This is a genomic window from Labrys okinawensis (genome assembly GCF_002982075.1).
GTDB lineage: Bacteria > Pseudomonadota > Alphaproteobacteria > Rhizobiales > Labraceae > Labrys > Labrys okinawensis_A.
This window is the reverse complement of the sequence record NZ_PUEJ01000012.1, coordinates 148,851-163,620: the sequence shown is the minus strand read 5'-3', so window position 1 is coordinate 163,620 and position 14,770 is coordinate 148,851. Positions and strand designations below refer to the sequence as shown.

14 protein-coding genes are annotated in these 14,770 nt (G+C 63.7%); 8 read left to right on the top strand and 6 right to left on the bottom strand.

The window, feature by feature from the left end; genetic code table 11:
- Positions 1-47 precede the first annotated feature (47 nt).
- Both ruvA and ruvB read left to right on the top strand, forming a co-directional pair.
- Positions 48-665, top strand: coding sequence for a Holliday junction branch migration protein RuvA (gene ruvA, locus C5L14_RS26280; RefSeq protein WP_105865015.1), 618 nt, complete (start codon positions 48-50; stop codon positions 663-665).
- The gene (gene ruvB, locus C5L14_RS26275; RefSeq protein WP_105865014.1) at positions 662-1,735 is read left to right on the top strand and encodes a Holliday junction branch migration DNA helicase RuvB; all 1,074 of its coding nucleotides are present in this window, start codon (positions 662-664) and stop codon (positions 1,733-1,735) included. Before ruvA ends, ruvB begins: the two co-directional genes overlap by 4 nt.
- 234 nt (positions 1,736-1,969) lie before the next feature.
- Here ruvB and pal read toward each other — a convergent pair whose 3' ends face one another.
- Positions 1,970-2,500 carry a peptidoglycan-associated lipoprotein Pal gene (gene pal / locus C5L14_RS26270; protein WP_105865013.1) on the bottom strand — a complete coding sequence of 177 codons (531 nt, stop codon included), beginning with the start codon at positions 2,498-2,500 and terminating at the stop codon, positions 1,970-1,972.
- Between the two features lie 367 nt (positions 2,501-2,867).
- Between pal and C5L14_RS26265 the strand changes: the two genes are divergently transcribed.
- The 6 genes from C5L14_RS26265 (at position 2,868) to C5L14_RS26240 (ending at position 9,545) form a co-directional block, all read left to right on the top strand.
- Entirely contained in the window at positions 2,868-3,911 is a 1,044-nt protein-coding gene (locus tag C5L14_RS26265) for a sulfate ABC transporter substrate-binding protein (RefSeq protein ID WP_245443598.1), read from the top strand.
- A 243-nt stretch (positions 3,912-4,154) separates the two neighbouring features.
- Entirely contained in the window at positions 4,155-5,195 is a 1,041-nt protein-coding gene (locus tag C5L14_RS26260; RefSeq protein ID WP_428832663.1) for a sulfate ABC transporter substrate-binding protein, read from the top strand.
- Positions 5,196-5,355: 160 nt separating this feature from the next.
- Entirely contained in the window at positions 5,356-6,210 is an 855-nt protein-coding gene (gene cysT / locus C5L14_RS26255; protein ID WP_105865011.1) for a sulfate ABC transporter permease subunit CysT, read from the top strand.
- Complete coding sequence (gene cysW, locus C5L14_RS26250; protein WP_105865010.1) at positions 6,203-7,108, top strand: sulfate ABC transporter permease subunit CysW; 906 nt, start codon at positions 6,203-6,205, stop codon at positions 7,106-7,108. The genes cysT and cysW overlap by 8 nt, the downstream gene beginning before the upstream one ends.
- Before the next feature lie 75 nt (positions 7,109-7,183).
- Positions 7,184-8,296: a sulfate/molybdate ABC transporter ATP-binding protein gene (locus C5L14_RS26245; RefSeq protein WP_105865009.1), complete on the top strand. Its 1,113-nt coding sequence runs from the start codon at positions 7,184-7,186 to the stop codon at positions 8,294-8,296.
- Positions 8,297-8,528: 232 nt separating this feature from the next.
- Entirely contained in the window at positions 8,529-9,545 is a 1,017-nt protein-coding gene (locus C5L14_RS26240; RefSeq protein ID WP_105865049.1) for a bile acid:sodium symporter family protein, read from the top strand.
- A gap of 139 nt (positions 9,546-9,684) precedes the next feature.
- Here the strand turns inward: C5L14_RS26240 and tolB are convergent, their stop codons facing one another.
- The 5 genes from tolB to ybgC all read right to left on the bottom strand — a co-directional run bounded on the left by tolB (position 9,685) and on the right by ybgC (position 14,722).
- Positions 9,685-11,019 carry a Tol-Pal system beta propeller repeat protein TolB gene (tolB, locus tag C5L14_RS26235; RefSeq protein WP_105865008.1) on the bottom strand — a complete coding sequence of 445 codons (1,335 nt, stop codon included), beginning with the start codon at positions 11,017-11,019 and terminating at the stop codon, positions 9,685-9,687.
- A gap of 30 nt (positions 11,020-11,049) precedes the next feature.
- Positions 11,050-12,417: a cell envelope integrity protein TolA gene (gene tolA / locus C5L14_RS26230; protein WP_105865007.1), complete on the bottom strand. Its 1,368-nt coding sequence runs from the start codon at positions 12,415-12,417 to the stop codon at positions 11,050-11,052.
- A gap of 143 nt (positions 12,418-12,560) precedes the next feature.
- Positions 12,561-13,016, bottom strand: coding sequence for an ExbD/TolR family protein (locus C5L14_RS26225; protein WP_105865006.1), 456 nt, complete (start codon positions 13,014-13,016; stop codon positions 12,561-12,563).
- A gap of 40 nt (positions 13,017-13,056) precedes the next feature.
- Positions 13,057-13,776 carry a protein TolQ gene (tolQ, locus tag C5L14_RS26220; protein ID WP_068285660.1) on the bottom strand — a complete coding sequence of 240 codons (720 nt, stop codon included), beginning with the start codon at positions 13,774-13,776 and terminating at the stop codon, positions 13,057-13,059.
- 562 nt (positions 13,777-14,338) lie between these two features.
- Positions 14,339-14,722, bottom strand: a complete 384-nt coding sequence (ybgC, locus tag C5L14_RS26215; RefSeq protein ID WP_245443595.1) for a tol-pal system-associated acyl-CoA thioesterase — start codon at positions 14,720-14,722, stop codon at positions 14,339-14,341.
- Between the last annotated feature and the right edge of the window lie 48 nt (positions 14,723-14,770).

Genomic DNA, 14,770 nt, shown 5'->3' with positions numbered 1-14,770 from the left:
TGCCCCGAATCACGGCAAAGCATTAGAACTGCCGTGAGAGGATTTTCATGATCGGTAAACTGCGCGGGATCGTTGACAGCTATGGCGAGGATTGGGTGATCCTCGACGTGCAGGGCGTGGGCTATGTCGTCTATTGCTCCACCCGCACGCTCAGCGCCCTGCCCTCCGTCGGCGAAGCGACGGTGCTCGCCATCGAAACCTATGTGCGCGAGGACCAGATTCGCCTGTTCGGCTTCACCAGCGACAATGAACGGGATTGGTTCCGCCTGCTGCAGACGGTGCAGGGCATCGGCACCAGGGTGGCGCTCGCCATCCTCTCTACACTCAAACCGGCGGATCTCGCCTCCGCCATCGCGCTGGGGGACAAGGCTGCCGTGGCCCGCTCGCCCGGCGTCGGCCCCAAGGTTGCCCAGCGCATCGTTTCCGAGCTCAAGGACAAGGTGCCGAGCTTCGGCCATGTTCCCGCCGACGTCATCAGCCTGCAGAGCGATCTCGGCGAACAGCGCGCCGCCGGCCCCGTCAGCGATGCGGTGTCTGCCCTGGTCAATCTCGGCTACGCCCAGACCCAGGCTTCGGCTGCCGTCGCCGCCGCCTTGCGGGAAGCGGGTGAAGGCGCCGAGACGGCCAAGCTCATACGCCTCGGCCTGAAGGAATTGTCACGATGAAGCCCACGCGCAAGAGCGCCGGCGGCGAGGCACCCAAATCCGCCCGCCTCCTGAGCGGCGATTCGCGTGACGAGGATGCGGCCGATTCCAAGCTGCGCCCGCAGGACCTCGGCGAGTTCGTCGGCCAGGCCAAGGCGCGCGAGAACCTGTCCATCTTCATCGAGGCCGCCCGCAAGCGTGGCGATGCCCTCGACCATGTGCTGTTCGTCGGCCCCCCGGGCCTCGGCAAGACCACGCTGGCCCAGATCGTCTCGCGCGAGCTCGGGGTCAATTTCCGCGCCACCTCGGGGCCGGTGATTGCCAAGGCCGGCGATCTGGCCGCCCTGCTCACCAATCTCGAAGAACGCGATGTCCTCTTCATCGACGAGATCCACCGCCTCAATCCGGCGGTGGAGGAAATCCTCTACCCCGCCATGGAGGATTTCCAGCTCGACCTCATCATCGGCGAGGGACCGGCGGCGCGATCGGTGCGCATCGATCTCGCCAAGTTCACGCTGGTGGGCGCCACCACCAGGGCCGGGCTGCTGACCACACCGCTGCGCGACCGCTTCGGCATTCCCATTCGTCTGCAATTCTACACGGTGGAGGAGCTTGAGCTGATCGTGAAGCGCGGCGGCCGCGTGATGGGCACGCCGATCGCCGATGACGGCGCCAACGAAATCGCCCGCAGGGCCCGCGGCACGCCTCGCATTGCCGGCCGCCTGCTGCGCCGTGTGCGCGACTTCGCTGCGGTGCTCGGCGCCGAAACCATCACCAGAACCATCGCCGACAAGGCCTTGAGCGCGCTGGAAGTCGACCAGGCCGGGCTCGATGCCATGGACAACCGCTATCTGAACCTGGTGGCGCTGAGCTTCGGCGGCGGCCCGGTGGGCATCGAGACGATCGCCGCGGCGCTGTCCGAACCGCGTGACGCCATCGAGGACATCATCGAGCCTTATCTGATTCAGCAGGGCTTCCTGCAGCGCACGCCGCGCGGCCGGGTGATGACGCCGCATGCCTATCGCCATCTCGGTCTGGCAGTGCCGAGTTCGACAGCGCCCCAGATGCCGCTGTTCGGCGACGAGGACTGACGCAGCTTTTAAAGCGTTTTACAGAAAAGTTGATGGACTTTTCGATTAAAAAACACTGAGAAACAGAGAGTTAGAGAAAAACAAGAGGCGGACAGGACGCCCGCGGTCCCCACCTGAGCGTTGCCGTTGCAAACCTTGCAAGGTTCGTGTGGCCAATGCTTCGGCTGGAACCGCGGACGTCTCGTCCGCCTCAAAAACACACAGGATCAGGCGGGTCCGAAGACCCGCCCCCGCTTAAGAATTGCCGCCGTTCAGCACGGTGACGGCGCGGCGATTCTGCGACCAGCAGGAAATGTCGTTGCAGGTCGCGACCGGGCGCTCCTTGCCGTAGGAGATGGTGCGCATGCGGCTGCCCGAAATGCCCTGCGCCATCAGATAGTCGCGCACGGACTGGGCGCGGCGCTGGCCGAGGGCGAAGTTGTAGTCGCGCGTGCCGCGCTCGTCGGCATGGCCTTCGATGGTGACGGAGTAGCGCGGATAGGCCTTCAGCCACTGGGCCTGCTTGTTCAGCGTCTGCTGCCCTTCGGGGGTGATGTCGGACTGGTCGACAAGGAACAGCACGCGGTCGCCGACATTCACGACGAAGTCCTGCTGGCTGCCGGGCGATGCAGCGCCGCCGGCGCCGTAGCCGCCACCACCAGCGCCGCCGGGCCCGCCAAGGCCATCGCCGGCACCCGACTTACTCTTACAGGCCGCCAATGCGAGCACGCAGGTCAGTGCAGCGGCAAAGCGCAGTGCAGGGACCGCGCGCAGGGACGTCATCATTCCGGTTACTCCTCCGGTCGTCAGAATTGGTAAACCAGCCATAGCGAAAGCTGGTTAATCGAACGTTCCGCAAACACGGCCCGCGGCGATTTCTTGACCGCCGCGCCGCGGTCGCACCCCACCCCAAGAGCTAAACTGCCACTATGGTTAACCAAGTGCTGATCAATTCCGGCACAATGGTGGCCCCGGCTGGGCTCAAGCGAGGCGCGCCGCCATTCCCCGCCACTGTCGCATTTATGTCACACAGGAGCGACATGTGGATTGAGCTATAATACCTTTAGTCCATGCATTTTATAGATTGACAAGGTTGATTGATTTAGTGGAGATTTGGTCAGCTTCTCTCTCGACCGGAAACCATCCCATGACGATCAAAACGCTTCGCCTTGCGCGCCTTAGAGATACGCTCGGCGTCCTCCTCGCCCTGGGCCTGGTGCTCTGGCTGATTTTCGGCGCGCTCGCAGGGGCTCGCGCCGCCGAACTGCTGAATGTCTCCTATGATCCGACGCGCGAGCTCTACAAGGAGATCAACACAGCCTTCATCGCCGATTGGAAGGCCAAGGCCGGCGAAGACCTCACCATCAAGCAATCGCATGGCGGCTCAGGCAAGCAGGCACGCTCTGTGATCGACGGCCTCGAGGCGGATGTGGTGACCCTCGCTCTGTCCGGCGACATCGACGCCATCGCCAAGGCGACCAAGAAGCTCCCCGACAATTGGCAGTCGCGCCTGCCCCACAACTCCTCGCCCTACACCTCGACCATCGTCTTCGTGGTGCGCAAGGGCAATCCCAAGGGGGTCAAGGACTGGGACGATCTGGTCAAACCCGGCATCGCTGTGATCACTCCCAATCCTAAGACCAGCGGCGGGGCGCGCTGGAACTATCTAGCCGCCTGGAGCTATGCCTTCGACAAGAACAATGGCGACGAGGCCAAGGCCCGCGATTTCATTGCCGCCCTCTACCGCAACGTGCCCGTGCTCGACTCGGGCGCCCGCGGCTCTACCGTCACCTTCGCCCAACGCGACACCGGCGACGTGCTGATCGCCTGGGAGAACGAGGCCTTCCTGACGCTGCAGGAGTTCGGCGCCGACAAATACGAGATCGTCTCGCCCTCCTCCTCCATCCTGGCCGAGCCGCCGGTCGCGATCGTCGACGCCAATGTGGATGCCAAAGGCACGCGCAAGCAGGCCGAAGCCTATCTCAACTTCCTCTACACGCCGGCCGCCCAGAAGATCATCGCCCACAACTTCTATCGGCCGATCGACGAAAAGGCCGCCGATCCGGCCGACCTCGCCCGCTTTCCCAAGCTCAAGCTGGTGACGATCGACGATGCCCGCTTCGGCGGCTGGAAGACCGCCCAGCCCAAGCATTTCGGCGATGGCGGCGTGTTCGACCAGATCTATAAGCCGCAATGATGCGGCCAACCGACGAAGCGAAGCGGGCCTGCGGGCCCGTTTCTTTTTGGGACTTCCCTGCAAAATGCTGCCCGACTTCCACAGTCGCTCGATCGGCGGGTTCGGTCGGGATAGTCCACATATAACACGTAATTGTTGTGGAATTTACCCAATTTAACACATTGACAATGTCGATTGATTTAGTGGATATATGAAGAAGTTGTAAATTCTCCTTTCCCGCTTCCAGGTTGTGAAATGAACGGCATGACCAGCCTCACCCGCCTTCGCGACACCCTCGCCGTGCTGCTGGCCCTCGGCTTCGTGCTGTGGATGACCTTCGGCGCGCCCACGCGCGGCCATGCCGCCGAGTTGCTCAACGTCTCCTATGACGCCACGCGCGAGCTCTACAAGGAAATCAACAAGGCGTTCGCAGCGGATTGGAAGACCAAGACGGGCGAGGACCTCACCATCAAGCAGTCCCATGCCGGCTCCGGCAAGCAGGCGCGCGCCGTCATCGATGGGCTCGACGCCGATGTGGTGACGCTGGCCTTGTCCAATGACATCGACTCTATCGCCAAGGCGACCAAGAAGATCCCGGAGAACTGGCAGGCCCGCCTGCCGCGCAATTCCACGCCCTATGCCTCCACCATTGTCTTCGTGGTACGCAAGGGCAATCCCAAGGGCATCAAGGACTGGGGCGACCTCGTGCGCCCCGACGTTGCCGTGATCACCGGCAATCCCAAGACCGGCGGCGGCACGCGCTGGAACTATCTGGCCGCCTGGGGCTATGCGTGGGACAAGACGGGTGGAGACGAGGACAGGACGCGCGAATTCGTGGCGGCCCTCTATCGCAATGTGCTGGTGCTCGACAGTGCCGCCCGCGGCGCCACCATCACCTTCGCGCAACGCGAGGTCGGCGATGTGATGATCGCCTGGGAGAACGAGGCCTTCCTGACGCTGAAGGAATTCGGCGAGGACAAGCTCGAGGTGGTGGTACCCTCGATCTCGATCCTGGCCGAGCCGCCGGTAAGCATCGTCGACGCCAATGTGGATGCCAAGGGCACCCGCAAGCAGGCCGAGGCCTATCTCAACTTCCTCTACACCCCGGCTGCCCAGAAGATCATCGCCCATAACGGCTATCGCGCCAGCGACGAGTCAGCCGCCGATCCGGCCGACCTCGCCCGTTTCGCCAAGCTGAAGCTGTTCACCATTTCCGACCCGCAGTTCGGCGGCTGGGCCAAGGTCCAGGCCAAGCATTTTGCCGATGGCGGCATTTTCGACCAGATCTACAAGCCGAAGGGGTGAAGGCACGTCATCCCGGACGCGATGCGGCACGCAGTGGCGCTTTGCAGAGCCGGGACCGAGCTCCGAATAGAGCGCCTTTCTCGTTTTACGGTCCCGTGTCTGCGACGCAGCATCTCATGCTGCATCGCGCACGGGATGACATTCCACCCAGGAACCGCCCATGGCTCTTGCCGCCACCCTTCGCGCCCCTTTCGTCAAGCCGAGTGCCCTGCCGGGCTTCGGCCTGACGCTCGGCTATACGATCTTCTATCTCAGCCTGATCGTGTTGATCCCGCTGGCCGCTCTGCTGCAGAAGGCGGCTGTGCTCGGCCCCTCCGGCATCCTGGCCATTGCGGCCGAGGGGCAGGTTGCCGCGGCGCTGAGGGTCACCTTCGGCATTTCCCTGATCGCCGCCCTGGTCAATGTCGTCTTCGGCGTCATCGTCGCCTGGGTGCTCGTGCGCTACGACTTCCCGGGGAAGCGCCTGGTCGACGCCGCCGTGGACCTGCCTTTCGCCCTGCCGACGGCCGTGGCGGGCCTGGCCTTGTCGAGCCTTTATGCCTCCAATGGCTGGATCGGCCAGTTCTTCGCCCTTGCCGGCATCAAGGTCGCCTTCACCACCAAGGGCATCTTCGTCGCCTTGGTCTTCATCGGCCTACCCTTCGTGGTGCGTACGCTCCAGCCGGTGCTGGCCGAGATCGACAAGGAAATCGAGGAAGCCTCCGCCACGCTCGGCGCCACGCGCTTCCAGACGGTGACGCGCGTGCTGCTGCCCCCGCTGCTGCCTGCCGTGCTGACCGGCTTTGCCCTCGCTTTCGCCCGTGCCGTCGGCGAATACGGCTCGGTGATCTTCATCGCGGGCAATATTCCCTATGTCTCGGAAATCGTGCCGAGCCTGATCTTCCAGAAGCTCGAGCAGAACAAATATGCCGATGCCGCCGCCATCGCCATCATCATGCTGGCGATATCCTTCGCCATGCTGCTGGCGATCAACCTGATCCAGGCCTGGAGCCGCAGGAGGATGGGCGATGCCTAATTCAACCTCCGAACTGGCGATCGAGCTCTATCGCGAACCGCCCGTCAGCCGTGAACACGCGGTCACCACCGAGACGTCCTGGGTTCGCCGCGTCCTGATCGGCATCGCCCTCGTCTTTCTCGCGGCCTTCCTGGTGCTGCCGCTGATCGAGGTGTTCTACCAAGCATTCCGTAGCGGGGCTGCCGCCTATTTCGAGTCCTTCGAAGACCCGGATACCCGCACCGCCGTCTGGATGACCCTGATCGTCGCCCTGATCGCCGTGCCGCTCAACATCGTCTTCGGCGTGATCGCGGCCTGGGCCGTGGCCAAGTTCGACTTCAAGGGCAAGAGCCTGCTCATCACCCTGATCGACCTGCCCTTCTCGGTCTCTCCCGTGGTGGCGGGCCTCGTCTTCGTACTGCTGTTTGGCGCACAGGGCCTACTCGGCCCCTGGCTATCGGCCCATCGCATCCAGATCATCTTCGCCCTGCCCGGTATCGTGCTCGCCACTATCTTCGTGACCTTCCCCTTCGTGGCCCGCGAGCTCATTCCGCTGATGCAGGCCCAGGGCAAGGCGGACGAGGAGGCGGCGCTGACGCTGGGCGCCTCGCCGCTGAAAATGTTCTGGACCGTGACCGTGCCCAACATCCGCTGGGGCCTGCTCTATGGCGTGCTCCTGTGCAATGCCAGGGCCATGGGCGAGTTCGGCGCAGTCTCGGTGGTGTCGGGCCACGTCATCGGCGGCACCAACACCATGCCGCTGCATATCCAGATTCTCTATGAAGGCGGAGGCTCGGCCGCGATCGCCGCCTTCGCCGTCGCCTCTCTGCTGGCAATGCTCGCATTGGTGACCCTCGTGGCCAAGACGCTGCTCGAATGGCGCTATGGTGACGAACTCGCTCACGGCGCCAAACACTAATTCGTTGTTTCGACGCACCTTCTGAACCGAAAAGCCTGCCAGTTTTCCAGAAGATGCTTTAGCAAGGACCAGATCATGGACATCCGCGTTACGGGCCTGACCAAGAGCTACGGCGTCTCGCCGGCCCTGCACGGCATCGATCTCGAGATCAAGTCGGGCGAGCTTCTCGGCTTGCTCGGTCCTTCCGGATCGGGCAAGACCACGCTGCTGCGCATCATCGCCGGGCTCGAGCGCCCCACCACCGGCACCGTCTTTTTCGGCGCCGACGACACGGCCGGCCTGACGGTGCAGGAGCGCCGGGTCGGCTTCGTGTTCCAGCATTACGCGCTGTTCCGCCACATGACGGTGGCCGACAATGTCGCCTACGGCCTGAGGGTTCGTCCGCGCGCCAAAAGGCCGGCCGAAGCCGAGATCGTCAGGCGCGTGGCCGAGCTGCTCGATCTCGTGCAGCTGGGCGCCTTCGGCCAGCGTTACCCCTCCCAGCTTTCCGGCGGCCAGCGCCAGCGTGTCGCCCTCGCCCGCGCCCTTGCCGTCGAACCCAAGGTGCTGTTGCTGGACGAACCGTTCGGCGCCCTCGATGCCAAGGTCCGCAAGGATCTGCGCAGCTGGCTGCGCACCATTCACGACAAGACCGGCCACACCACCATCTTCGTCACCCACGACCAGGACGAGGCGCTCGAACTGTCGGACCGCATCGCCGTGCTCGAAAAGGGCCGTATCGACCAGCTCGGCGTGCCCGACGAGATCTATGACCATCCGGCCACACCCTTCATCTTCGGCTTCATCGGCGAGTCCAGCCGCGTGCCGGTGGCGATCTCGCAGGGACGCATCCTGCTCGACGGCACGGCCCTGCCCTTCAATGCCGACGGCCTGCCGGACGGGCCGGCCAGCCTGTTCGTGCGCCCGCACGACGTCACACCAGTGGAGCCGGGCGCCTCGTCTCTCAATGGGCTGATCGTGGCGCAGCGCCGTGTCGGCGCCACTCGCCGCCTGGAAGTCGCCTTGGGCACGCAAGGCACGGTAGTGGAGGTCGATACGCCAAGTCTGCGCAGCAGCGAGAACAACAAGCCGGTCGGCCTCAAACTGCTCAACGCCGCCGTTTTCGCCGGCAATGGCGAAGCCCGTTATTTCCGCGGCGCGGCGACGGAGCCGGTGGTGGTCCGGCCGAGCGCCTTCCAGCGCGCCTGAGCCCAGTAGTCGTGCGGGCCGGCCGCCTCTGCGGCTCCCGCCCCACTGCGCGTGCATAGCAGGTCTGCGCAGGCCCACGACGCCGCGGGTGAGGCTTCCGCCCCTCGCAAGGATGGGTTAACGCTGGCTAGCATTCCAAGGGTGCCGTCTCGCCGCCGCCCGTTGCGGCAATACCGTTTGTCCCGGTCAGGTGATCATCAACTTGCTCTCGCGCTTCCGCCCCGACAATTTCATGCTGATGCTCCTGGGTGTCGTGGCGTTGGCGAGCTTCCTGCCCGTTGCGGGGCGGCCGGCCGAGATATTCGCAGCCCTGGCCAATGGTGCGATCGCCCTGCTTTTTTTCCTGCACGGCGCCAGGCTGTCGCGCGACACGGTGATTGCGGGCCTTTCACACTGGCGTTTGCACCTCACCATCCTGCTGGCGACCTACGCCCTCTTCCCGGTGCTGGCGCTCGCGCTCGATTACGGCCTGGTGTCGCTGCTGACGCCGACGCTCGCCAGCGGCATTCTCTTCCTCGCCATCCTGCCCTCGACGGTACAGTCCTCGATCGCCTTCACCTCGATAGCGGGCGGCAATGTCCCAGCCGCCGTCTGCGCGGCATCGGGCTCCAACATTCTCGGCATCTTCATCACACCGCTGCTGGCGGGCCTGCTTTTCGCCTCGCGCGGCGTGGGCTTTTCCGGCTCGGTGCTGATCACCATCGTCACCCAGCTCCTGCTGCCCTTCGTACTCGGCCAAGTGCTGCAGCCCTGGATCGGTGGCTTCGTACGCAGGCATCGCTTCGTGCTGAGCTTCGTCGACCGCGGCTCGATCCTGATGGTGGTGTATCTGGCCTTTTCCGATGCCGTGACGGGTGGACTGTGGCGGCAATTCTCGGCCACGGCCCTGCTCACCATGGTGTTCGTCGATGCCGCCCTGCTCGCCCTGGTGCTCCTGATCACCACCTATGGCAGCCGCCGTCTCGGCTTCTCCAAGGAGGACGAGATCACCATCGTGTTCTGCGGCTCCAAGAAGAGCCTCGCCACCGGCGTGCCGATGGCAACCGTTATCTTCGCCGGCCAGAACATCGGCGCCATCGTGCTGCCGCTGATGCTGTTCCACCAGATCCAGCTGATGACCTGCGCCATCCTGGCTCAACGCTATGCCCGGCGCCTGAAGGCCCTCGCGGCGAGCCAGGAAGAAGACCCGACCGAGGATTGGCCCGAAACGGCGCCTCGCACACAAGAAGCGTCATCGCGGGCCAAATAAAAACCCCTCCCCGGCGTTGAAACCGGAGAGGGGTGATTTTTCGGGGTGCACGGGCATCTTGCCCGTTCTTCTCTTCCTGCAAGCATAGAGTTTCCGAGAACGGGCAAGATGCCCGTGCACCCGAAACTCGCTTCTTGCGTCAGTTCTGCTTGAACAGATTGGTGGACCAGGCCGGATCGGAGGCAAAGCCCTGCGTCGGTACGCGCTGCTCGGGCGTGCCGAAGATCGAGGCCTGCCAGAGCTGCGGCCCCTGGCCGAGGTCGCGGAACCACATCAGATAAAGGCCGTTCGGCGCCCAGGTCGGGCCTTCATTGTGGAAGCCCTCGGTGATCATGCGCTCGCCCGAACCGTCCGGCTTCATGATGCCGATGCCGAACTGGCCACCCTTCTGGCGAGTGAAGGCGATCAGGTCGGAGCGGGGCGACCAGACCGGCGTGGAATAGCGGGCACCGCCCTCGCCACTGGAAATACGCTGCTGGTTCGAGCCGTCAGCGTTCATGATGTAGATTTGCTGGGTGCCGCCGCGATCGGATTCAAACACAATGCGGCTGCCGTCCGGCGAATAGGAAGGCGAGGTGTCGATGGCGCTGCCATTGGTGAGCTGGGTCGCCTGCTTCGACTGCAGGTTCAGGACCTGGATGGTCGAAGAGCCGTTCTTTTCATAGCTCATGATCACCTTGCGCCCGTCCGGCGAGAAGCGCGGCGAGAAGGTCATGCCCGGGAAGTTGCCGACTACGCCGCGCTGGCCGGTCTGGACATTGGCCAGGAAGACGCGCGGATCAGCATCGCCGAACGACAGATAGGTCAACTCTTGGTTGGTCGGCGAGAAACGCGGCGTCAGAACGAGGTCGGTGCCGCGGCTGAGATAGACGGTGTTAGCACCGTCCTGGTCCATCACGGCCAGGCGCTTGACGCGCTTGTCCTTGGGGCCGGACTCCGAAATGAAGGCGATACGCGTGTCGAAAGCGCCCGGCTCACCCGTCACCGCCTTGAATGCAGTATTGGCGGCGAGATGGCCGAGCTGGCGCCAATTATTGGCCGAGGTCGAGAATTGCTGGCCGGCGATCTGCTTGCCCTGGGCGACATCCCAGACTCGCACCTGGATGCCGAGGCCGTTGCCGGTGGGCACGACTTGGCCCGCCACTACGACCTGGGCGTTCAGCGTCTGCCAGCTTGCGAAATTCGGCGTGGCATTGGGACCGACCTGCTCGACAAAGGCCTTCGGATCGATCGGCTGGAACAGGCCGGAGCGGCTGAGATCGTTGCTGATGATGCCGGAAAGATCGCGCCCGCCGCCGCTCATCGGCATGATCGCAACCGAGACCGGGGTTACACCGGCCCCGCCGTCGAAATGCAACGTCATGATGTTATCTTGCGCCGCCGCAGGCACGCTGACGCCGGCAAAGGCCAATGCCAGTGCGGTCGCAACCAGGCGGACCTTTGACTGAATAAGGGAGGCGATGGACATTCTCATCTCTCGACTTTTTGGAGGCCTTGCGCTTGCTTAGAAGCTGCCCGGCCTCACCTCGTAGTTGAAGACCTTCCAGGAAGCGTAGATCTCACGCTTGAACCTGAGCGGGTTGTCGGATGTTATGCAGCGCTTGATGGCACGCATCACGGCACCGGAAACCGTGGCGCTGGTCGCATTAACCACCTCGCTTTGAGCGACGGTTCCGTCCTCGTTCATATGAAGACGGATAGTCGCCTTCTGCGTATCGCCGTCGACGCCCAGCTGAAGATTGAGGCACCCCTTGATCTGGCTGTTGATCATGCCTTGCATGGCCATCTGCTCGGAGGGAGTAGCCTTTCGCCCGGTCGCCTCAGGTCTGCCTGTCGAAGCCGTTTCACCAACATTATCACGGGTATTGCCGGCACGACCTGAAGGCTTTGCCGGTGTGCTTGCGGGTGAGGCTGACGGCTTGTTCTTGCCGATCGTTTTGCTGAAGTCGAAATCATCGAACTTCTTCGCATTCGCGGCCATCTGCTGTTTCTTCGCAGCATCCGCCTTGGCCTTGGCGTCAGCAACCGCCTTTGCTTCGGCATCGGCCTTAGCCTTGGCCTCTGCAACAGCCTTGGCTTTTGCCTCTGCGTCAGCCTTCGCCTTGGCTTCGGCAATCGCCTTGGTCTTCGCTTCGGCATCAGCCTTCGCCTTGGCATCCGCGACCGCCTTGGCCTCCGCATCGGCCTTGGCCTTGGCCTCTGCAACAGCCTTGGCTTTCGCTTCGGCCTCGGCCTTCGCCTTGGCGTCCGCGACCGCCTTGGCCTTGGCATCAGCTTTAGCCTTTGCCTCCGCCTCGGCGATCTTCTGCTGCCGCTCGGCCTCCGCCGCTTCCTTGGCCGCAGCCTCGGCCTTGGCGGCAAGCTCGGCACGAGCCTCGGCCTGCGCCTTCGCAGCGGCATCGGCGGCAGCCCTGGCCTGGGCCGCCTTCGCGGCGGCGTCCGCCTTGGCCTGCGCGGCCTTCGCTGCGGCAGCGGCCTTGGCCTGCTCCTGCGCCTTGGCAGCAGCTTCCGCCGCGGCAGCGGCCTCGGCCAGCTTGGCGAGGGCCTGCGTGTCAGGTTTCGGATCGGGCTTGGGTGTCGGCGGGGGCGGCGGAGCGTCGTCGGCATTGTCCGCGACTTCGGCATCCGGCACATCACGCGTGGGCGGCGTCGGCGGAGCCTGCACCTGCTGCGGCGCGTCCTGTCCGCCGCCACCGCTGGCCGACGGGCTGGGATCGCCCTTCATAATCTCGGCATATTGTTCAGGCGTGACTGTATTCATCGGAACGTCCGGCGCCGAGTCGAGCGGCTTGGCGGCCGGAAACGCGAACAACAACGCTCCCAGCAAAATTGCATGCACCGCCGCCGAAACGGGAAGTCCATAATCACGCATCGTACTCAAACCGGCCTTTCAAACCCCAATCCCGACGTCATCGCCCGTTCGATACCCTGCGACGTCGCCAAGCTGCCCCGTTCCCGTGCCCGCCCGTCAGCGCGCGCATCAGCCGAAACGAGGTAAATGCGAGCATTCCCGTTCTAGCTCTGCGGCTGGGTTACCAGCGCGGCCTTCTTGAAGCCGGCGCCGGTGATGTCACTCATCACCTTGGCAATCTGGTCCCAGCTCGCCTTGCCGTCTCCCTTGACGAAGATGCGTTCTTCGACCCCTGCCCCATTCTCCGTCATCGCCTTGAGGCGACCGAGCAAATCGGGCTCCGGCTTGTCGCTGTCGTTCAGATAGGACTGGCCGTCCGCCTTGATGGAGACGGTGATCGGGCGCTTGTCCACCGAGATGGCCTTCGCCTGAGTCTGCGGCAGATCGATATCGACGCCTTGGGTCAACAGCGGCGCGGCGACCATGAAGATGATGAGCAGCACCAGCATGACGTCGATGAACGGCGTCATGTTGATATCGGCGATCGGCGCCTTGTGACGGCGCCGGCGGCGCGTCCCGCCGCCCGAGCCGCCGGATCCTGTCGCAACACTTCCACCCATGATGCTTTCCTCGAGATAGGGGCCGGAACGAGGCAGCCGCTCAGGCGGCCAGGCGCTCGTCGATCTGGCGCGACAGGATGGCGGAGAATTCGTCGGCAAAACCTTCCAGGCGAGCCTGCTGCTTGGCGACTTCCGCGTTGAACTTGTTGTAGGCGATCACCGCGGGAATGGCGGCGACCAGGCCCATGGCGGTAGCGAACAGGGCTTCGGAAATGCCGGGCGCCACGGCGGCGAGCGAAGTGTTCTTGGTGGCCGCGATCGACTGGAAGGCGGTCATGATGCCGACGACCGTACCGAACAGGCCGATGAACGGGCTGGAGGAGCCGACGGTGGCGAGCACCAGGAGCTTGGATTCCAGACGCTCCACCTCACGCTGAACGGTGACGTCCATCACCTTCTCGATGCGGGCCTGCAGGCCGAGGAAGGAGCGGCCGGGCGATTCCAGCGAGCGCTTCCACTCACGCATGGCCGAAACGAACAGGCCGGCCATACCGTAGTTCTGGCGCTGCGACAGCGAACGATAGAGCTCCTCGAGGCTCTGGCCCGACCAGAACACCTGCTCAAAGCGGTTCATGGCGGCGCGCGACCGGGAGAACAGGATGGCCTTGTCGATGATGATGGCCCAGCACCACACCGAGGCTGCCATCAGGCCCAGCATGACGATCTGGACGACCAGACCGGCATTCATGATCAATCCGAGCAGGCTCACATCGGTTACCGGAGCCAGGGCCGTCTGGGCCATATCGGCGGTCGCTTCCATTCCTTCAATTCCTCGTCCTGAGGCCGGCGGGCCAAAGCCGATCCCGAGGATCGGCGTCTTCTCAGTCTATCCGGTCCGCAGGGGATCGGCACATTCGAGCTAGGCTGATCCGCGCAAGATCGGCATATTCGCAGCAACACTCGGCGAGCCCGATCTCGATCCTGAGCTTCAAGCCAAGATCAAGCCTGCCTCAGGTGCCGCCCCGGCACACACCAAACGTTACTCGGGAAATCCACGCGCCTGATTGTGCAGAGCAACAACTCCAGGCGTCACGGGCTCCTTTTGACGTTTGAATGTGACCGCAGTGCGGCACCCCTTCCCAACCGCGATAAGCGGCGGATTCCAGGCCTATTGATCATCGGTACCGTTAATGTCGGGTTACGGCCGGCCTCGATTCGCGAATTCTTATTTATGATGCACCGCAACATTGATGACGGCGGCTCCAGGTCCCCCGATTACTGATCCCGACTGAAGCGTTCTGCGATTTGAGGAAAGCTGCCCGGACCGCAAAGAAGTGCGCAAACAAAGGACCGGAGAAAAGAAGCGTTTACGCTCCGACGCACTATGCTCTTGATAGCACAGTACGCAGACTCTCCGGCAGGCGCTGCGGCCTGCCGTTACGGATACAGACCACGAGCACCTTGGCGGTGGTCAGGACTTCCTCGCCCCGCCGGATGGTCTGTTCGAGATGCAGCGAGGGCCCGCGTACTTCACCCGCCTTGGTCTCCACCTCGATGATGTCGTCCATCAAGGCAGGACGCATGAATTCGACCTGGATCGACCGCACGGCGAAGGCGATTCCTTCTTCGCGATGGAGGGCGAGCTGGTCGACCCCGAGCGCACGGATGAACTCGGTCCGCCCCCGCTCGAAGAAGCGCAGATAATTGGCATGGTAGACGATGCCGGAGAAATCGGTGTCCTCGTAATAGACCCGAAGAGGCAGCATGTGGCAGACATCGTTAAGCACGCCGCCGAAATTTGGTGGGGTTTGCGC